Raw genomic sequence first — 19,558 nt, forward strand, 5'->3', positions numbered from 1 at the left:
CATAGCTTTGTTAATGCGTCGCGCCTAATATCCAAACCTGGTAGATCGAAACCTTCGTAAACTGCTGCGGCGTATGCCGGTAAGGGCTCCTCCCAGTAGCCCTTGACCAAAGGGAGGAGACGGTCGAAAGCGCAGCGGATAGAGCTGGCTCGGGAAATCTGCACAGCGGGGATAAGTGGAGTTTCTGCCTGACTTCGGCTTAGATGCCGGGAACAGGAGAGACCATGACGAGACGACCGCGCCGGAACCATAGCCCGGCTTTCAAGGCGAAGGTGGCACTTGCCGCCATCCGAGGTGAGCAGACGCTGGTGGAGTTGTCCCAGCAGTTCGATGTGCACGCCAACCAGATCAAGCAATGGAAAGACCAGCTCCTTGAGGGGGCGACAGGTGTGTTCGGCGATGAAACGAAAGCGGAGCCGTCGGGTCCGACCATCGATGTCAAAACGCTGCACGCGAAAATCGGCGAACTGACACTGGAGAACGATTTTTTATCCGGTGCGCTCGGCAAGGCGGGATTGCTGGGCGGAAAGAAATGATCGACCGCGAGCACAAGCTATCCGTCGTGCGCCAGGCGAAGCTTCTCGGCTTCAGCCGTGGCAGCGTCTACTATCTGCCTCGTCCGGTGTCTGACGGCGATCTGGCCCTTATGCGCCGGATTGACGAATTGCATCTCGACTACCCCTTTGCCGGAAGTCGGATGTTGCAAGGGCTCTTGAGAGGAGAAGGTCTGGAGACCGGGCGGCGACACGTCGCCACGCTGATGAAGAAGATGGGCATCGAGGCGATCTACCGCCGCCCGAACACCTCGAAACCAGCGCCAGGGCACAAAATTTATCCCTACCTCCTACGAAAGCTGGCAGTCACCCGGCCCAATCAGGTGTGGGCAATGGACCTGACCTACATCCCCATGGCGCGGGGATTTGTCTATCTGTGCGCCGTCGTGGACTGGTTCAGCCGGAAGGTCTTGTCATGGCGGTTGTCGATCACGATGGAAGCAGCCTTCTGCATCGAGGCGGTGGAGGAGGCACTTGCCCGTCATGGCAGGCCGGAAATCTTCAATACCGACCAGGGATCGCAGTTCACCTCCATCGACTTCACCGCCGTGCTGAAGAGGTCACAGATTGCCATCTCGATGGATGGCAAGGGTGCGTGGCGAGACAATGTCTTCGTCGAGCGGCTCTGGCGTTCGATCAAATACGAGGAAGTCTACCTCCATGCCTACAAGACTGTGTCCGAGGCACGCGCTGGCATCGCCCGATATCTGAACTTCTACAACACCAGACGCCCACATTCATCCCTTGACCGGCGGACGCCGGATCAGGCCTACTTCAACGCGCTGACACCAATGATGGTGGCGGCATAATCGAGGCGGAAATCCACTTAGCGAAACGCCCGAAGCTGTTCAGACAAACCGAGCCACCTCTGATGTCACGGGGGCTCTGCATTTCTCAATCACTCCCGTTTCGTTCGCTGGGGCACGACCGATCTCTTGATGCAGCCAGGAGAAAACCCACCGCAGCGGCAGCGATGAACACCCCATACTGGGCAAACATCTCAGAAGGTGCGAATCTATCCCCACCCACTCCGATGAGGGCGTAGACAAGCAAACCAATCCCAGTCCCAACGGTGTTGATCGCCCCCTTGGTTCTTCCAATTGCCGAGCTCTCAACGGTTTGTTATACTCGCGCGTCCACGAGGATTCGGTTCACGTTGTAGATGACGCCGAGCGCGACGAGCGTCGTAGCTGCCGAGGCAGGTCCGGGAAACATCCATAAAAGGATAAGCCCAACCCCGGAGAGGAATAGGAGAGGTGCCAGGCTAAGGTCTGTCAGCGACTTTCCGACTCCAATCGAGAGAAGTAGGCAGGCGACAGTTGCACCAAGCGCCCAAGCAGATTCCATCTGGCCAAATTGAACAGCTCCGCCTTTCATTTCCTTCAGAACGTATGCCGCGAGCAGAGAACTGAATAAGGCCGCCAGGCCAAGAGTGAGCCCGTAACACGCCGCGGAGCCGATGAGCCTGTTTCGAGTTAGCTGTTTTATGGAAAACAGTTGGCTTAGTAGGTTGGCTCTATATTGCGTTGCTGTCGCGGGGGCGCGCAGTTCCATTCGCGCGGCGTAAAGCACGATGACCGAAATGGCGAATGTGACAGCGATTGATGACAGTCCTACTCCGTATGGTATCGCATGAAGAAGATAGCCCGCCAGCAGCGCGCCCAAAAAGGTCCCCACTTGCATCATTAAATACGAAGCCGAGTTCGCGGCGATTGCGCTCGTCCGGAGAGTTAAGTCTGGGATCATTGACTGCATGGAGGTGAGATACCCACGGTCGGCAACCGAGTAGAGGGCAACCGACAAGAACAGCGCCCAAAGGCCGGCTTCGGCAGTGACGGCGTATCCAGTCAGCGCCACCACCAGAGTTCGAACAACGTCGAAGCCGACCGCGAGGCGGCGTCGGTCGATCACGTCGGCCAAATGGCCGGATATGCCGCTGGACAGGAATTGCACCAGCGTGCTCGCAAATAGCAAAACCGTTACCAGTCGCACGCTGTTCGACTTGGTAAGGGCGATCCATGTTAAGCAGACGAAATATGCGTTTCGGCCTACGTTTGAGACCAGCATTCCAGCAAAGAACAGGAGCAGCGTCGAACGGCCTTTCCTAGCTGCTAGCCAACCTTCGGGTTTTACCATCACGGCGCTCTTTTCACGTGCCGAAATGGGGGCAGGTCAAACGAAAATCCGGGCAGGGGCCTCGGCAGCTTCTCGTAGTTGTATTCGTGCGGTATGCACGGTTCACACATTCTTCCGACGAAATCGAAGAGATTTTGCGCATTATTGCTGGCGGCTATTGCGTAGAAATTGCCACTATTCCACGTCATGCAGGCATGCACGAAGTGTTCGCGGAGCGCTGCGGCCATTGTCTCGATCGTAACCTCGTTAAGGTTCATCCGCTCGAGGATTATTTTGTTTTTTTGAGCGATCTCGTCAGCCGAAAAATACCTGGCCTTATACCCATAGTCTTTTTGTAGTTCGCGACGCACATATTCGGCGGAGCCTTCATGTCGGAACTTTTCGACAAAGAGGAATACTCCATCGTCCTTCAGATATTGTTTGACGAAGCTGATCTGCCCCGAGCGGTTCGGGGAATACATCTGGAATGTTGTATCCTCGAGAATGACATCGAACTTGCCGCCGAGCGGTTTCAGAACGGCGTCGCTGAGGAGAAATTCCGATGTCAGTCGGTGAAAGGGGCCATGGAAAAAGGAAGAAAATCGCGGTTGACCGTGCCTGAGGAAACTCGCTTCGTTCTCCTTGTTCGGACTGCATGACAACGTGAGTATTGCTCCGCCCGCCATGCTTCCGAGCGTGCGCGCCAACGTCCCTTCTGCGCCTCCAAGCACGTAGTATCCTACTGGAGAGTGTGAGCGCTGCTTGCTTTTGGCGTATTCCAGCAGGGCGTCGCCGTGCCTGATTTCTTCTTCAAGGACGTAAGGAATACTGCTGAAGAAGTGCGGGTCGAACTGGCCCCACAAAGCGCGGTGTCGTTCGGCAAACTCAAGCAGGCGGGTGTCGTGCTGCAGCAACCGGAAGTCCGCGGTCGGAAGATTTTCGGGCGCGCCCGATCTACCGGCGGCCGTCGCAGAAAAGAATTGGAACATCTCGTTCAGCCGAGGCGCGCCGTCGCATTCCCGCATGAATTCCGATGAAGCCTTTGACATAGCGAGCTCCTCCTCATCGCCAGGTTGCGTTCAGCCTGTGCGAGAGAAGCATGCCGCCGATCGCCGATGCGATAAATCTCCAGAAAGCAGCCCCCTTAGGTCTGGGTATTGCTGTAGGGATTGATCAGCCGGAGTTGAATTGCGAGAGAAGTCGCCGACGTAATTGTCGCCGCTCCAAGCTTGTGCCGGGCGGATGCCAGGTAACTTTGTGTAGTATGCTCGGACAAGCCGAGTATCGTCGCGATGTCCTTGCTGTGCAGGCCGAGGGCGCTCCAGTGAAGACACTCGATCTCGCGATTGGAAAGGTGGGGAATTGGGTCGTGCTCGCCATGAAGTTCGAAGACTGCTCTTCGGTGGATCAAATACGCGACGTCCAGCCATTCAGAGCGATATCGTGCAACTACCTTGTCCCATTCATCGGGATTCTGCCTAGAGTTTAATGATAAGAGCGCGCGTCGCTTCTTATCTACGATGGGAATGGAGAAGCCGTTGGCGCCGATACCGTGCTGTTGTGCGTCGGCCAGGAATTCTTCGGCCGCTGCTGAGACTTCGACCTCGCGCCAGTCGAATGGGATGAAGCGGGTGAGACCGTCGCGTAAGATGGGATCGATCTTGACGTATCCTCGCAGCAAATAGCGCGATACCCACGTGTCGTTGTATGTCGTCCGCACATACGGTGTGTCGACCACATCGGCGATAGTCAATGCGAGATGATAGGTGAGGAAGTCGAGATCATAGGCTCGCTGGAAAATCCAAAGGGCATCGGAAACGGTAGGGGCGCCTTGGATCTCGGCTGTGAGCTTTTCCAGACGCTCGGGTCGATCTAATTCCTTCAAAGTGTCTGCCTCCGTACATGTTAGGGCAGTGTGGTGCCAGCAACGACAATCCTAGATTGCATAATACAATTTATGGAACTTTGAATTTCCGTTGTTGCTCGTAATATCGAGGGTTGCATAGCAATGCAACGCGCGATAGTCGAGCGTAGCCTGACCCGATGCCCGGCTTTAAAGACGTGAACGAAAATAAACCTCTGTCGCCTGAAACAAACCAGCCGTCCGTTTGCATTGGACAACCACATCAATCGCAGCCGTCAGCAGGCTCAGAATTTCGGCACGGTCAATGTCTCGACCTGCATCTGACTCCTTCATCAAAAGGGTCAACTGCTCAAACGCTAGCGACACGGAATCTGCATGGACTGTTGTGATTGAGCCTGGATGGCCGGAGTTGACATTCCGGATGTAGTAGAACGCAGTTCCGTCGCGCAGTTCCTGCAGCAGTATACGATCCGGGCGCATACGGAGGCTAGATTCCAGAAGCTCCTTAGGCCCGGCTTGAGAAAGCCCTTGCCGGTCTTTCGAGTAGAACAGCCGCACGTTATTCGGTTGCGAGATGACGATTTCCGGCGTGTCCTCGATCGATATGATCCGCTCGTCCGCGGGAATATGTTTGATAAGGGCCTTCGAAAGCGTCGTTTTTGCCGATCCTGTCGCTCCCGAAATTATTATGTTCTTTCGGGAGATAACCGCCCGCCGCAGGAACTCCTTGACCTCACCAGCGCGGTATAGGTCGCGTAGCTCGTCGTCTTCGCCTGGCGCATCCGTCTCAACAGTCCGCGTGCGCGCAAAAAACTGCCTATCTTCCAGATCGTCCAATGTGAAATCCACCGACGACGGTTTGCGGACGGTGATGCTCACCGTCCCCTTCAGCGTGGCAGGAGGGATGACAATTTGAATGCGCTCCCCGCCCGGAAGCGTTGCCGATAGGATCGGCCGCTGTTCATCGATGTGTTGATGCGAGAAGCTGGCGACGGTCCGGGCTAGGCGCATGAGTTTGTCGAAGGAAAGCTCCGGAAGATCATGGATCCGCCACCCGCCGGGTCCTTCCGTCAGCACCTGCCCAGGCCGATTGACGATCACCTCATAGAGTGAGGGATCCTGCAAGAATGCCGAAAACGGCTTCAGCAACTCACGAACGACTGCCGCATCCTGCGCTTCTGTCATCGCCGCGCTACTTCGTTACCAGCTTCGAGTCTGGCGCGAAATCCCCCACCACCGCCCGATCGAGGATGCGGTTCCTCGGCTCCGTTACCCGCAGGCAATAAATCCCCGAGAAATCCAGGTCGCGGGCGACGAAGATCGAGACGAGCTCGCCCTGGTGCTTGTTGAGCGTCGGCGGAATGTTGATGGATTGTTCGACGGCGATCGCCGCCGCCTGCTGGCCGGCGCTTGTGGTATTCTGCGCATCGACGTCGCTATCCTGCAACCGGCTGTTCGCGTAGCTGGTCGCATCACCGACAATGGAAAGAAGCAGGGCGCTGCCGAAGCGCACCCACCAATGGGTGTCGACATAACCGTCGACGCCGGCGCGGCCGAGCGCATCGGTCGCTGGAGAGGCGAGCGTGACGATCACCCCTTTCGGGGTTTTCGCGCGGTTCCAGAGAACGAATAGGCGCTTTTGCCCGCGCTGCAGCCCGCCGCGGTATTCCCCAACGACCTGGGTGCCCTTCTCCATGAGGACGACCCTGCCGTTGTCGGAGAGAATATCGCGGTTGATCACGCAGCTGGTGAACCCGGGCTGGTCGGAGGCCAAGGCTGTCTCCAGCACGCAGGGGATCGATGTCCCCATAGCGACGATGAAGTCGCGATTGCCGAGCGTGCCGGCGCGCGAGCCTTCAAGCTTGGTCGGGCGCAGCAGGCCGTCGAAGCGCTGTTCATCGCTATTCTGCTGGTTTTGTCCCATCATGTTGCCGTCGAGCGGAAGGAAATTGCTATTCGCGGCCGTTTCGGAATCGTTCTCTCGGCGCTGGGTGGCATTTTTCTGCCCCCCGCTGAACGCCATCACCGGTGCCCTGCGTGCGGAATCGAGCAGCTCGTCCTTCTCCTCTGCGACCGATTCCACGACAGGCGTCGGCAGCTTCACCTCCGGGACGACCTCCTTCGGCTCGACCTTCTCCTTGGCCGCCTCGAACGGCGTGGTCTGGCGAATGACGACGCGCTCCGGCTGCGAGTCCTCGTCCTGCGCCTTCTTGCCCGTCGTTGACCAGAGAGCAAATCCGATGAACGCCACGACGGCAAGCGCCACCGCGCCGCGCTTCAAGACCGGATTCTGGTCGATGCGTCGGCCGGTGACTGTCTCGGCGCGCTCGCCGGGGATGCGATGTTCCTCTTCCTGAATCATGGCCTCCCCTCCCCTATTGCGCCGAAGCATCGTCTTTGACGATGCGTTCCACAGAGGGCGACGTCGTGTTGGTGTCCGGATTGATGCCGACACGATCGTAGGCCTCGTTGAACACGCACAGCACATCCTTGCCGCGCCGCAGGATGAACTTGCGGCTGATCGCGTGGACCATTACGAGATTGCCGTCGACGGATTTCGGGACGAGGCTCTCGGAGCCGTCCGAGTTTTCCATGTAGATGGCCGGCATCTCCTGATTGCCGACGAAGGCGAAGGTGGTGATCTTGCCGTTGTCGTAGACGCTCTGTGGTTCCAGAGCTTGCGACCCTTGTGCGGAATAGCGCCAGTTGCGCGGGCCGTACGCTTCATGGAGCGCAAGCACATCGTCAGCATGCTTCGCCTGGTTGGCAAGCGCGCGCGCCGCCGCCTGCCGGCGGCGAAGTTCCGCCTCATCTGCGGGATAGCGGAATTTCACATAGAAATAGGTGTTCTGTCCGACCGCGACCGAGCCGTCTCTAACGGTAAGCTCCATCTGATAACTGCGCGTCGAGCCATCTCGCCGGGTCGTCACCACGGAGATGTTGGTCACCGGCTGGTTCTCGCGTGGCTTCAGGAACAGGATGTTGCCTGCCGGCGCCACCTCCCAGGCAACGCTGTTGCCGAGCGCGACATGGGCGATCTCCTCGTCGGCCGCGAACTCGACCTGCACGGAGGAACGCAGCGTGCCGACGATGCGGGTGATGTTGTAGGGCTGATAGTTCACGAAGCGGACCCGGCTGTCCTGCGACGCCCCGCGGGGAATGTCGAGTGCAAGGGCAGAAGAGGCTGCTCCGGCGACAAGCAATGCAAGAAGAATTGACTTTCGTATCAATTGATTGCCTCCGGATCGGCGCGGTATTCACTGACCGCAAAGCCGAGGGGGTTCACCAGCCTGTCCGTCGAAGACATCGGGGCGTTGGCGTAGGAGTAGGTGAGCGTCGCCACCCAGTGGGAGGTGCGCGTTTCCTCGCCGCGGGTGATCGTGCGCATGTAGCGCACCGACACGACGTTTTGGTTGATCAGCGAGATCGACGCGATGTTGATCCGGGCGGTCGCAGCACGGCCGTAGATGTTCTGCGGCGATTCCGGATTGCTCCCGCGATAGCTGGCGGAGAAGCGGGCCTGCTCCGCCTGGGTCGACAGCAGTGCGATCGAGCGGAAATTCTCCTCCGCCTCGCTCCAGACGTAACCCTCACGGGCGCGGACATATTTTGCGGCAAAATACTTCGTCACCGCCTCGTCGTACGTGCCGGCTGTCGAGGTGAGCGCCGAGACGACATCGACGATCCCGGTGGAATTGTCGACGCGCACGACGAAGGGTTCGACAGTCTTCAGCGGCGTCAAGCCGGCGACGGCGAAGACGGCGACGCCGGCAACGATGCTGGAGGCAATCGCGATCGCCCAGGCGATCCGGTTCGATCGCTCGATCTGCATCATGCGGTCCTGGTCGAATCGCCGCGCCTTCTCGAAATAGCTCTTGAGATTGTCTGTCGAGACCATGCTTTCACCCCGCGCAACGGCGATGGGAGCCGTCGATATCGAGATGCGCGAACGCCGCGGGTGTGTTGTCTTCCTCGACATAGGGGGTGGCCGATGTCGGGGACCGAGCGCTCGAATCCTCGCGCTGCAGCTTGCGGTCCCCCTCCCATTCCCACATCGAGCGGTTCAGCGGCCGCCGCGAATAGCCGTCGCATTTCGGGAGCGGATAGGTGAGCGAGGCGCACCCTCCCAGCGCGGCGAGAACGACAAGCAGGACGGTGGTCTTGGTCATTTCAGCAAGCCTTGTGTTCTTCCTGGGGGGAGCAATCATCCGCCGGCCCCTTTGGAGCCGAGCGCGCGCCCGGCAAAGCGAGCGCCACGTCCGATAAACCGCCCGGTGTAGCGGGTTCCGCGTGCAAGCATGCCCTCATGCGCGTCCCGTGCCGTGGTGTAGCCATAAGCCAGGGACGCTCCGCCCGATGCCAATGCCGATGCGATGCCTGGGAGCTGGTAGAAGACGTAGAGCGCGGCAATGGCGATGGCGCAGAGCGCGATGGGCCGCATCAGCACGTCAGAATAGGCATCGATCGCCGTGAAGGTGGAGTCGATACAGGAGATCAGCAGAGCGCCGACCGCCACGACCAGAACCTGAAGGATGACGAAGTTGGCGAGCTGTCCAATCCAGGCCTCGGTGAAGCGACGAGTGGATTGGAACATGGCGAGAGCAATAAAGATCGGGCCGATTGCAAGCACGATGGCGAGCGCCAGCCGGGCGTAGAGCGAGACGACATAGCCGATCCCGGCGACGAGGAAGCTGACGCCGATCACCATCATGCCGCCGACGCCGGTGACGATATCGACCGGCCAGGACGCGCGCGACCAGATGTCGGTGGCCGAGGCCTGGCCTTTGTCGAGCAGGCTGTCGAAGGAGCTGGCGCTGGGCGTCGCGCCGGTGTTCAGAGCTTGGGCGATCTCGCGTGGCAAGACGTCGAAGAAGATGTTCGTGACATAGGTCTGGTACTCGCCGGCGTTCTTCACCAGCATGACGATGATCGCGAGCTTGATCGCGCGGAACGCAAACTCCATGACGGGGTCCTGGATGGACCCGCGCAAGATGAGATAGCCGTAGATGATGATGTAGAGCGTGACCGCCGCCGTCAGCGGCCCGGTGACCCACTCGGCGATGTTTGAGGTTCCCTCGGAAACGAACATTTCCAACGGCCGCTTGAACTGTCCGTCGATGAACTCGAACACCTGATACATGGCGGTCAGCCTCCGAGCGCGCGGCGCATGTTCTGAAGCCGTAGCTTGCCGTCGGCGGCTTCCGCGTTTCGGCAATTGGTGGTTTCGCGCAGCTCGCCAGGATTGTTCCGGCACTCGGTTACGATGCGGGACAGCAGCGCCTCATCGGCGATCAGCTCGTCGACGGTATAGGCCTGCTCAGTCTTCTCGGAGCAGGCTCCGAGAACTAACAGCGTGGCAAGGAATGGAAACCGTCTCATTGCAGCGCCGCCTTCATCGCATCCATCCGCTGGCGCCAGTCCTCGGCCTTCCGCTGCTCATCGACCTGGGTTTGCGCCTGCTGGACCATCCGCAAACCCTCCATCCGCAGCACGTCCGTCTGGAGGAACGCCTGTTCGGCCTGCAGCCGCGCCTGCAGGTCGGCAATTTCCTTGGCGTCGCTTGCGGTAGAGATTTTCTCACGCAGCTGATCGATGCCATCGATGCGCTTGGTGGCGGCATCGTACATCTGCTGGCCAAGGCTCATCTGCCCGGCATTCTTGTTCTGCACGCGCGCGAGTTCCTTGGCATAGAAATCGTCGGCGTCTGTGCGATACGTGGAGTTGCCCTCCAGGAACTTCGAAGCGGAATCCTTGAACACGCCGCTTCCCTCGCCCTTGAGCAAGCCCTCGATGGCGGCGAAGTCGGACGGGAGCGCCTTGCGGATCGCGGGGTCGTTGAGCACGCTCGCGAGGTCCGCCATGTCGGTCAGCTTGTTGAGCGAGCCGTAGAGCTGCTGGGCTTGTTCGATCTGCTGGTGGAGGGCATCGAGCTGCGATTTCAACTGGGCGATACTTTCTATGTGCTTCAGGATCGCCGTCTGGTCGATCACCGGGATCCCCTGCCCTGCCGCGCCGCCCGCGGTGAGGACGAGCGCAGACGCAAGCGCTGCACCATGAAGTCGATAGGAAGCCATCAGCTTGCACTCCTTCTTTTCTGGAAAACGGGGAGCCAGTCCTTCGGATCGTTGCCGACTTCGGCGCGGATAGCGTCGAGAAGTTCGACATTGGCCGTGCGGCCGGAAAGGATGGCGAGTTCGTCGTCAAAGCCGGTGAGGTTCAGTTCGGCGACGACGCTGTTATGCCCCTGCTTCAGCACGAACCTGCGGCTCTCGATCGAAAGTTCGCGCGCGATCAATTCGTACTCGCGCTCGGTCAGCTTGAACCCCTCGACATAGTCGGCGTGGTTGCCGCGCGAGTTGGGCAGGAAGATCTGCGTGGGGCATTGCTCGATGATCGTGTGCGCGATCGGTGAGATCAGTGCATCGCGCGGGCTCTGCGTGGCGAACAGCATCAGGCCGTTCTGCTTGCGGATCGTCTTGAGCTTGTTCTGCGCGAGATCGCGGAAGCCCTCGTCCTGGAGCGCCTTCCAGAACTCGTCGATGACGATGATGATCCGGCGGCCGTCAATCTGTTGCTCGACGCGATGGAAGAGATAGGCCATCAGCGGCGTGCGGGTTTCCTCGTTGTCGAGGAAATCCGTCATGTCGTAGCCGATGAACTTGCCGCTGCCGCCGAACTCGCCGAAGCCGATATCCTCGATGACGTTGTCGAACACCCAGCCGAGCGGCCCTCCCCTCTCCCACCGCCGCAGCCGCGCCGCGATGCCTTCAGGGTCGGTGTTGTTGAGGAACGTCCGCAGCGCGCCGATCGTCCGCTGGTCCGTGGGCAGATCGGCAAGACCGTCAACCGCGCCGGCAATGTCGCGCAGTTCGGAGACCGTCAGCTCGCGCGTGCCGGATCCCACCAGCTTGCCGATCCAGCGTGTCAGGAACACCTTGTTCTCCGGCGTCAGGTCGAGGGCCTTGAGGGGAGCGCAGCCGGTCGGCGTGCCGTTCTTGAGGGGGAGATAGGTGCCGCCGGCGGCGCGGACATAAAGGTCCGCGCCGCGGTCCTTGTCGAAGAAGACGACGTGCGGGTCGTGTTTTTCCAGCTGCGACAGCAGGAAGTTCACGATCACCGTCTTGCCGGCGCCGGACGGGCCGCACATGAACGTGTTGCCCAGATCGCCATAGTGGAGATTGAAGTAGTAGGGAGAACCTGATGCCGTCTTGAGCAAGGCGACCGCCGGTCCCCATTCGTTGCCGTCTTTCTGTCCGATCGGATAGGAATGGAAGGGCGACAGCGCTGCGAAGTTGCGTGAGGTGATCGCGCCCGATCGCGCGCGGTAGCGGAAATTGCCCGGCAGCTGCGCCCACCAGGCCGCCTCGAGACCGAGATCCTCGCGCGCCACCACAGCGCCGCCATTGGTTAGTGCGGCGCGGGCCTTGGCGAGATTGTCGGTCAGTTCTTTCACCGAGGCCGAGAAGACGGCAAGCGTCAGGTGATGTTCGCCGAGCACGAAGCGGTTAGATTCCAGATCGTCCATCGCGTCGTCGAGTTCGTCGATCTGCGATGCGGCCTTGTCGCCGCTGCTGACCAGCTGGTTTTGCTTGCGGCCCATGATGACGCGGGTGTCTGCCTTGGACGTGAAGCAGAAGGATTGCGACAGGATCAGTTCGAAGGGGCTGGTCAGGACGCCATCGAGCATCCCAGTCCTGGTGCGGGCCGGGTATTCCTTGAAGCTCAGCATGCCGGCATAGCGGCTTTCCGCCTCGTGCCGGATCTCGATGGTCTCGCGACCAATGATCACCCGGTCCGAATAGATCGCCGAGGAAATACGGCCCTCGGTCAATGGGATTGGTTCACGCCGGCCGCCCACCAGTTGGTGGAGGACCTCGCTCGGCTCGGAAAACAGCAGTCCGTCGTGCTCGTAAAGGGAAAGAACCCGCGGCTCGAAGCGTTGCAATCCAGCGGTGACGTCAACGACCTTGTCCTGAAGCTGCTTCAGCGCTTCCTCATCGAGCTCGACGCTGGATCGATGCGCGCGCCGGAGGCGAGACAGCAGCTTGGCTGCCTTCTCGGCCGGATCACGCGCCGGTGACCACAGGATCGCCAAGTAAAGGTCGTTCCGGAACAGGTCCTCGCGGACCATGCGCTCGCGATATTTCTCGTTGAGCGCGGCCGAGAACGCCGTCGCAAACGTTCCGTCGGGATAATCGCTGTCCCTGCGACGAATGAGGTGCGTCCACAGGGCCAGCCGCTCATCTGCAATGTTGCGGTAAAGCGTGTTCAGGTCGCGGTGGAGCGCATTGAGGTCGAGGACATCGGCAGTCTCGAAGGACACGCCTTCGAGGGCGATCATGACCATCAGGGCGCGAGAGTCGAGCGCGATGGTGCTTTCGTCGACATGACGCACATAAGGGATGAAGGTCTCCGGGCCGAGTTCGCGAGACTTGAGGGTTGCGACGCTAGGCATATCCGAGATCCCTTTCGTCATAGCGCCGGGCGAGCCGCAACGGCGAAAGCGTTGATCCGCCCCAATACGCGCCGTTTCGGGTTCGTCCGCGGGTCTCGACCCAGGCCACCAGGATGCGGAACATGTTGTGGTCGTGCTTGACGAGCGCCCGGAAGATGAAATGGAAGACGACGCCGACGAGCGCATAGGCGACCGAGCCCGCCGCGAGATAGAAGATGGTCGTCGCCATGACGTTGATGCCCATGGCTTCCATCGTTACGCCGGCGATCATCGCCGGCCGGGTGCAGGCGATGAACAGCGTATCTTCCTCAAGTGTCGGTCGCGCGGTCGCCATGCAATCAGCTTCCGACGATCGTGCTGACGAGTTCCGAGGAACCGGCGATCACGCCGATGCCGACGATCCAGTAACCAGCGCGCCGCAGGTCCATGTAACCGAACATCCAGGCAAGGGCGATCAGGATAACCGCGATGGTGGCGAACAGCCGAAAGATGTTGCCCTGCAGGAGATCGACAACATTCTGCAGGATCGTCTCGATGCCGGCAGCCTGTGCGAAGGCCGGCTCGACGAGCATCACTAGTGTGGCGAATGCCATCGCAGACGGGGCCGCAAACGCGCGGATACGGGAACTAATACTCATTCACTCTGCTCCATTTGACTATTCTGAAACACCAGGACGGACGACCGGCGTCGGGTTTTGAAGACGTCCCATGTCGGCGCCGCTGTGATCGATGCGGTATCCTGTTCGGCGCTTTCGGCAACCACCTCCGCGATGACGTCGACAGCGGACGATGCGGGCGGGTCGCCGTTTCCCCTCCCCTCCCCCGTGTCGCCGATCGTCAGCTTGGCCATCGTCGGCGAGAGCCGTTTGATCTCGCGGCGGACCTGATCGTCGTAGTTGACCATCGCGCCGACGGAGGGATCGTCGCGGCCGTAGTAGGATTGCAGCATCACCTGCTCGGCCCTGGCGGGATCGGCTCCGGCCTTGACGGCTAGGCGGTAGTAGCCATCCAGCAGCGTGCCTGTGGCCTGGAGATTGAGGCAGGGGTCGAAGGCGTCGGAGATCGAGAGCTTTAGTTTTTGGAGTTCCTCCAACCCGATCCCACCGAGACCGAGCTGGATGTCGTGACGCTCGGCAACGAGTGACGTGGCGATTTCGATTGCCTCCGCCTTGGATGCCGGCTGCTTCTTGAGCGGTCGGCCGCTGTTGATGCGGATGTTGAAAGGCGCGAAGCGGCTTTCAAGACTGACGACGCCGGCCAGGGTTTCGGACGCAACAAAGGGTGCGCAGGTCTGCGCAAGATCGAGAAAAGCTATGGGCATGCCTAGAACCACACCCTCTGCTTGCCGACGCCGTCGATGGTCACATCGATGTATCGAGGCTTCTCGCGGACCAGAGGGCGGCTCATGGTGTAAGCTACGCACCGCTGGCGCCCGCCATCCCATTGCCATCGAGCGGAGGAGATCAAACCGGCGCGTCCCGTTCCCCCGCCGCGATCGGGCCGGCAGAGGTCATTGCTCACAACCTGCATGGCGGTCGACACGCAAGTCGCGTCTTGTCCGCGCGGACCATATCCGCCGGTCAGGCGGTAGCCTTCGTTGCAATACAGAGGTTCGTAGCGAGGACGCGAACTCTGAAAGCCAACGCCGCTGCAGGTCGGGAATGACCGTCCCTTGGCGAGCCATCTCCAGAGTTTCTGGATAGGCGGTCGGCACTCAGCGTATTGTGTCGGGCCACCGGGATTGGATAGGCACAGGATAACCTGGCAACCCCATTCGTCGGCACGAGCACTTTGTCCAGAACTAAGGTATAGTGAACCGAACCCTAACGCCGCCATGACCGTTCGAAAGAAAAGGCTCTTCATGCCCCCTACCCTCCGATTGAAATTTCGTTGGACGGCATACGAAGAATCGCCTCGCCCCAACGCTCATACTATGCAAATAATAGATAGTTAAATCGATGGCAAGCAAATTGAGTGACGGATGGAAAAACCAGGCGCTATCGGCCTTCGCGGTGCGTGAGATCTTGGAGAAGCCGCTCGAAGGCGAGACGCCACAGTCCCGGATCAAGCAGATCGGCGTGTTGAACATCCTTTATATGATGCACCTAGCCGGCGAAGCGCTAACGCTTTCAAATATCATGAAATTTACCGGAATGACCCGCAATGGTGTCGTCGAGACGATGGACCTGCTCGTTGCGCGCGGAGTGCTCGTTGAAACGCTAGGAAAGAATTCTATGGGGCGAGGAACGGCAAGGCAGTTTGAATTGTCCCCTACCGTGTTTGAGTTGCTTCGGGCAGTCGCTGGAGCGAGCTAGGTTGATTTAACTGATTAAAGTATGCCGCGACCAACACTCCCAAATAGCTAGGGGTCTGCGATAATCGCGTTTCATCATTCGGGCCGTAACGTGTCGGACTTCGCCGAGTCGCGATGAAAAGCTGCTTCGAGCGGTGCGGAATATGGCTCACGCGAGGTTATCGACTCTTTTTTGTCACGCCGCGGGGAGCTTAAGGAATTCGTTAAGTGACCCGTTTCATTGGATATTTGTAGTGCCGGGGAGGAAGCCTCTTAAGCCGTTAAGTTTCTGTTAACCAATTAAGATTTGACCGGCTTATGGAATCGCGTAATCGTTGGGCGACGTTTTTTCAGCGATTGTCAGTTTTTTTCCGTCGAGAGCGATATGCCCGCTGCTGCAGCCACCAAGCCTCTTATCGAGGAGTCCGTCTCCAAAATTACGCGCCACTCGCATTTGCTTGCGGCGCAGCTTCAGTCGCTCCGCTCACAAATGTATCCGCCTGAGGCGAAGAAGACCCTCAAAACCTTCACCTCCCGCGAAGCGGCGACGATGGTGGGCGTCGCGGAATCGACCTTGAGACAGATGTCTCTTGATGGAGAGAGCGCGGCCCCGGAGTTGCACGGCAAGGATAACCGCCGTCGCGCCTACACCCTCGCTCAAATTAACGAGATTCGCGAGCATCTTGCTAAGAAACGGCCGAAGGAAGCGCTGGACTTCCTTCCGCGTCGGCGGACCGGTGAAAAGCTCCAGATCGTAGCAGTCGCCAATTTCAAGGGTGGATCGGCCAAGACCACCACCACGGTCCATCTTGCACATTTCCTCGCGCTCCAAGGCCTGCGCGTCCTTGCGATCGATCTCGATCCACAGGCATCTTTGTCGACGATGTTCGGTTACCAGCCGGAGATTGATGTTGAAGACAATCAGACCGTATACGGTGCGATCCGCTACGATGAAGAGCAGCGTGTTTCGCTCAAGAGCGTGATCCGCAAGACCTATTTTGAGGGTGTCGACCTAGTGCCGGGCAATCTTGAGCTCATGGAATATGAGCACGAGACCCCCCAGGCTATCGTGCGCGGTGACGGCCGCGGCGAAGGCATGTTCTTCCGCCGGCTTGGATCGGTTATCGCAAGCGTCGAAGACGACTATGACGTGGTCCTTATCGATGCTCCCCCGCAGCTCGGCTACCTGACGCTTGGTGCGCTTTATGCGGCAACCGCCCTCCTCGTCACTGTCCATCCTGCGATGCTCGATGTGTCGAGCATGAACCAGTTCCTCAAGATGACGAGCGATATCCTCCAGGTCATTGAGGAAAACGGTGGTCATCTGCAACACGATTTCATCCGCTACGTGTTAACGCGCCACGATCCGAATGATGTTCCCCAAGTCAACATCGTTGCGCTTCTGCGCTCCCTTTTCGGCGAGGACGTGCTGGCACCTGTCGTCGTGGAAACAACTGCGATTGCGAGCGCGGGACTTGAGAAGAAGAGCCTTTACGAAATGGCTCGTGGAACGGTCGGCCGGGACACGCTTAATCGAGCGCTCGAATCCGTCGATAGCGTCAATCAGGAGATCCTGAACCACCTCAAGCTCGTCTGGGGGCGGACATGACGAACGCCAAGGATCGCTCCAACCGCATGAAGAGCCTGTTCGCGAACGTCGATCGGGCTGAGCTCGAGAAACACATCCCCTCCCCGGCCGCCGCCGTCGGCCGACCATCGACGTCGGGCAGCATGTCGGGCGCAGTGAAGTCGATGCAGCAGACCTTCTCGGCTGTTGAGCTGGAGAACGAGCGGCTGCGCACGCAGCTTCAGTCTGGCGAAAGCGGCATCGAGCTCGATCCCGCCGATATCATCCCAGCATTCGTGCGCGATCGAATGGACTTCGAGGATAGCCCTGAATTTGCCGGTTTCGTCGACGGTATCAGGCGAGAGGGTCAGAAGCTTCCCATTTTGGTTCGTCCCCTTCCCGATCAGCCTGGCCGTTACCAGATTGCCTATGGCCACCGCCGTCATCGGGCTTGCCAGATTATAGGGATACCCGTCAGAGCGGTCGTCGCGCCGCTGACGGATGAAGAACTGGTCGTTGCCCAAGGCATCGAAAATGCCGAGCGAGCGAATCCTTCCTTTATCGAACAGGCCATGTACGCGGTCGATCTCAAGAAGCGTGGTTTCACGCGTGAGACGATTGCGAGGGCACTCGGGCGCAACGAGGAAAAGGGACTGGCCTATATCTCGATGCTCACCGCGACCGCGAGTGCGCTACCTGAAGCTCTTGTCCGCAAGATTGGGCCAGCGCCGGCAATTGGCCGCCCGAAATGGGAAAAGCTTGGATCCTTCTTCAACGACCAAAAACTGCCGGCGGAGATTAACTCCGCACTCAATGGACTGGTCGGCTCGGAAAAGTTTTTGTCGCTGACCACCGATGAGCGGTTTCTTGCGGCTTTGCGTATTCTGGATCGGCCGTCACGCTCCGAGAACGAAAAGGCGACGGGCGAGATCGATCTTGGCCATGGGGTCGTCGTGACGACAAAGCGCACCTCGAAGGCAATGCAGATTTCAATTCCTCATGCGCCGGCGCCAGGTCTTTCGTCCTGGCTCGTGGAACGCCTGCCGGCATTGATGGAAGAATTCAAACGTTCAAACGAGGCGAGGAACTCATGAACTAAGCCCTGAAAGGAAAAGGGCTCACCGACGGCAATCGGGGAGCCCTTTGATCCGTGGCCAACAGACCGTTTCCGCTCTGTCAGCATCAGCAGTGCAAACTGATTCTAGGACGGAGCGCTCACACAATCAAGCCTTGGGCTCAATCCCCGGCTCGATATTTTGTGCGTGTTTTGCTGGCCTGTCATCAACTCAGACGTTGGAGCCGTGATCGATTCGATCACGGAATGGTCAGCTATGGTCCGAGGTACCGAGATTGCGTCCTTCAGGCGCGTCACTCCTGGAATACTCGCGAGCGCTCGGCTCGCTATGGCAAACGACATCCCCGAGGCCTCAAAGGCCGAGGTTGCTATCATTCTCAAGAAGGCGGCGCCGATCCTCGGGATCGATGGTTCGACCTATCATATTATGGATATTCTCATCGGCCTGTCGCGGGCCGACGACTGGAAGGGCTCCAAACGCCCTATCGTCGCTATCTCGAATGCCAAACTGGCAGAGTACACGGCGCGCTCCGAACGGCAGGTGAGCCGCTGCATCCGTCGGCTCGTGGAGGCCGGCATCGTCGCATATCGTGATAGTCCAACTGGAAGAAGGTTCGTCTATCGTGACAAGGATGGCGATATTTCGAAAGGCTATGGGTTGGATTTCACTCCGGCGAGGGTTCGCCTTCAAGAGTTGAAGGCCCTCGTTGACGATTTTCAGGCCCGCTTGAACAGCGAGCAGGAGGCCCGTCGGGTGATCACGCGTGCGTCGCGAGCGATCGTGGACGCATGTGACGCTTACCCTGAGCGCGCCGATGCTTGGTATGACGAACTCCAGCGGGTGAAGGCGATGGGTTTGGATAAGGAAGGCGAGGCGGAAGCTCTGGAGGCCTTTCACTCCCGCATCATACAAGAGGTCACCGTCGAGTATGAACCACATGAAATGTCATGCGAGGGTGACATCGGTGTCGCTCCTAATATTAATACAACCCTTCAAAACTCCTATGAAAGTAATAAAAAACGGTCTCGCTCTAACGAGCGAGGAATAATTCCCTCGGCTTACGGCCGCTACGCGGCCGCAGCATCAATCGAAAAAAAGTCTGCGGCGGTTCCATCAGAAAGCCAAGGTTCCAAGGCAGCAAAGCACGCTAGTTCAGTAGACCAAATCCAGTCCAACGTGCTTGCGTCCGTCTCAGTTGGCCTCGTCCGGTCGGCTTGCCCGCATGCCTGCGAAATGGCCGGCGTGGAATTTAGGAACTGGCCGGAGTTGGCGGCGGCGGCTCCAACCATGAGGGTCATGATAGGCCTGTCCGAGGTCGGCTGGATGGATGGTGTTTCGCGGGCTGGCCGGTTCGCGGCGGCCGCGGTCCTGGCCACCGTTCTTGAAAAGGCCGCCCGTTCACCCGAACAGATTTCGAGCCCCGGCGGGTATTTTAGAGCGATGATCGATCGCGCCGTAGAAGGCAGCCTGCATCTTGAAAGGAGCCTGTTCGGGCTGGCTGACGGCGCACTTAGGCGCGTGAGCGGAGTACCCTCGTGAGTGTGCCGTCAGGAGTCACAGCTGTGACTCCCCGAGTGCGGAGAAGCGTGGGATGCTATCCGCTGCCTATAGCTGAAGGCGCGTTTTTCGTAGAA

21 protein-coding genes are annotated in these 19,558 nt (G+C 59.2%); 5 read left to right on the forward strand and 16 right to left on the reverse strand.

Annotation, left to right across the window (positions count from 1 at the left end):
• The first annotated feature begins 224 nt into the window (after positions 1-224).
• Positions 225-1,363, forward strand: a protein-coding gene (locus AABQ55_RS32830; protein ID WP_168168997.1) for an IS3 family transposase whose coding sequence is annotated in 2 segments (ribosomal slippage) — positions 225-483 and positions 483-1,363 — 1,140 coding nt in all. Because the reading frame shifts where the segments join, the coding sequence is not laid out codon by codon here.
• A 313-nt stretch (positions 1,364-1,676) separates the two neighbouring features.
• Here the strand turns inward: AABQ55_RS32830 and AABQ55_RS32835 are convergent.
• The 16 genes from AABQ55_RS32835 to AABQ55_RS32910 form a co-directional block, all read right to left on the reverse strand.
• A complete protein-coding gene (locus AABQ55_RS32835) occupies positions 1,677-2,690 on the reverse strand; it encodes an MFS transporter (protein WP_272809148.1) in 1,014 nt (337 codons plus the stop codon).
• Complete coding sequence (locus AABQ55_RS32840; RefSeq protein WP_272809149.1) at positions 2,690-3,718, reverse strand: class I SAM-dependent methyltransferase; 1,029 nt, start codon at positions 3,716-3,718, stop codon at positions 2,690-2,692. The genes AABQ55_RS32835 and AABQ55_RS32840 overlap by 1 nt, the downstream gene beginning before the upstream one ends.
• 95 nt (positions 3,719-3,813) lie before the next feature.
• Entirely contained in the window at positions 3,814-4,554 is a 741-nt protein-coding gene (locus AABQ55_RS32845) for a LuxR family transcriptional regulator (RefSeq protein ID WP_272809150.1), read from the reverse strand.
• A gap of 168 nt (positions 4,555-4,722) precedes the next feature.
• Positions 4,723-5,718, reverse strand: coding sequence for a P-type DNA transfer ATPase VirB11 (virB11, locus tag AABQ55_RS32850; protein WP_272809151.1), 996 nt, complete (start codon positions 5,716-5,718; stop codon positions 4,723-4,725).
• A 7-nt stretch (positions 5,719-5,725) separates the two neighbouring features.
• Positions 5,726-6,895 (reverse strand): type IV secretion system protein VirB10, encoded by a 1,170-nt coding sequence (gene virB10, locus AABQ55_RS32855; protein ID WP_272809152.1) that lies wholly within the window; start codon positions 6,893-6,895, stop codon positions 5,726-5,728.
• A 13-nt stretch (positions 6,896-6,908) separates the two neighbouring features.
• Positions 6,909-7,763: a P-type conjugative transfer protein VirB9 gene (gene virB9, locus AABQ55_RS32860; RefSeq protein ID WP_443021293.1), complete on the reverse strand. Its 855-nt coding sequence runs from the start codon at positions 7,761-7,763 to the stop codon at positions 6,909-6,911.
• Positions 7,760-8,431, reverse strand: a complete 672-nt coding sequence (locus AABQ55_RS32865) for a virB8 family protein (protein WP_272809153.1) — start codon at positions 8,429-8,431, stop codon at positions 7,760-7,762. The genes virB9 and AABQ55_RS32865 overlap by 4 nt, the downstream gene beginning before the upstream one ends.
• A gap of 4 nt (positions 8,432-8,435) precedes the next feature.
• Positions 8,436-8,702 (reverse strand): hypothetical protein, encoded by a 267-nt coding sequence (locus AABQ55_RS32870; RefSeq protein ID WP_272809154.1) that lies wholly within the window; start codon positions 8,700-8,702, stop codon positions 8,436-8,438.
• Between the two features lie 35 nt (positions 8,703-8,737).
• A complete protein-coding gene (locus AABQ55_RS32875) occupies positions 8,738-9,673 on the reverse strand; it encodes a type IV secretion system protein (protein ID WP_272809155.1) in 936 nt (311 codons plus the stop codon).
• 5 nt (positions 9,674-9,678) lie between these two features.
• Complete coding sequence (locus tag AABQ55_RS32880; RefSeq protein WP_272809156.1) at positions 9,679-9,912, reverse strand: EexN family lipoprotein; 234 nt, start codon at positions 9,910-9,912, stop codon at positions 9,679-9,681.
• Positions 9,909-10,607: a P-type DNA transfer protein VirB5 gene (gene virB5, locus AABQ55_RS32885; protein WP_272809157.1), complete on the reverse strand. Its 699-nt coding sequence runs from the start codon at positions 10,605-10,607 to the stop codon at positions 9,909-9,911. Before virB5 ends, AABQ55_RS32880 begins: the two co-directional genes overlap by 4 nt.
• Complete coding sequence (locus AABQ55_RS32890; protein ID WP_272809158.1) at positions 10,607-12,988, reverse strand: VirB4 family type IV secretion/conjugal transfer ATPase; 2,382 nt, start codon at positions 12,986-12,988, stop codon at positions 10,607-10,609. The genes virB5 and AABQ55_RS32890 overlap by 1 nt, the downstream gene beginning before the upstream one ends.
• On the reverse strand, positions 12,981-13,322 hold the full coding sequence (locus tag AABQ55_RS32895; protein ID WP_272809159.1) for a type IV secretion system protein VirB3: 342 nt from the start codon (positions 13,320-13,322) through the stop codon (positions 12,981-12,983). Before AABQ55_RS32895 ends, AABQ55_RS32890 begins: the two co-directional genes overlap by 8 nt.
• A gap of 4 nt (positions 13,323-13,326) precedes the next feature.
• Positions 13,327-13,626 (reverse strand): TrbC/VirB2 family protein, encoded by a 300-nt coding sequence (locus AABQ55_RS32900; RefSeq protein ID WP_272809160.1) that lies wholly within the window; start codon positions 13,624-13,626, stop codon positions 13,327-13,329.
• Positions 13,623-14,309, reverse strand: a complete 687-nt coding sequence (locus tag AABQ55_RS32905) for a lytic transglycosylase domain-containing protein (RefSeq protein WP_272809181.1) — start codon at positions 14,307-14,309, stop codon at positions 13,623-13,625. The genes AABQ55_RS32900 and AABQ55_RS32905 overlap by 4 nt, the downstream gene beginning before the upstream one ends.
• Positions 14,310-14,311: 2 nt before the next feature.
• A complete protein-coding gene (locus AABQ55_RS32910) occupies positions 14,312-14,851 on the reverse strand; it encodes a hypothetical protein (protein WP_272809161.1) in 540 nt (179 codons plus the stop codon).
• 95 nt (positions 14,852-14,946) lie between these two features.
• Here AABQ55_RS32910 and AABQ55_RS32915 point away from each other — a divergent pair, with 95 nt between their 5' ends.
• The 4 genes from AABQ55_RS32915 (at position 14,947) to repC (ending at position 19,463) form a co-directional block, all read left to right on the forward strand.
• On the forward strand, positions 14,947-15,303 hold the full coding sequence (locus tag AABQ55_RS32915; RefSeq protein ID WP_272809162.1) for a transcriptional regulator: 357 nt from the start codon (positions 14,947-14,949) through the stop codon (positions 15,301-15,303).
• Between the two features lie 363 nt (positions 15,304-15,666).
• Complete coding sequence (gene repA, locus AABQ55_RS32920; protein ID WP_272809163.1) at positions 15,667-16,890, forward strand: plasmid partitioning protein RepA; 1,224 nt, start codon at positions 15,667-15,669, stop codon at positions 16,888-16,890.
• The gene (gene repB / locus AABQ55_RS32925; RefSeq protein WP_272809164.1) at positions 16,887-17,942 is read left to right on the forward strand and encodes a plasmid partitioning protein RepB; all 1,056 of its coding nucleotides are present in this window, start codon (positions 16,887-16,889) and stop codon (positions 17,940-17,942) included. The genes repA and repB overlap by 4 nt, the downstream gene beginning before the upstream one ends.
• A 237-nt stretch (positions 17,943-18,179) precedes the next feature.
• Positions 18,180-19,463 carry a plasmid replication protein RepC gene (repC, locus tag AABQ55_RS32930; protein WP_272809182.1) on the forward strand — a complete coding sequence of 428 codons (1,284 nt, stop codon included), beginning with the start codon at positions 18,180-18,182 and terminating at the stop codon, positions 19,461-19,463.
• Positions 19,464-19,558: the final 95 nt, after the last annotated feature.

Source organism: Shinella sp. WSD5-1 (assembly GCF_963942435.1).
In the GTDB taxonomy this organism is placed as follows: domain Bacteria; phylum Pseudomonadota; class Alphaproteobacteria; order Rhizobiales; family Rhizobiaceae; genus Shinella; species Shinella yambaruensis.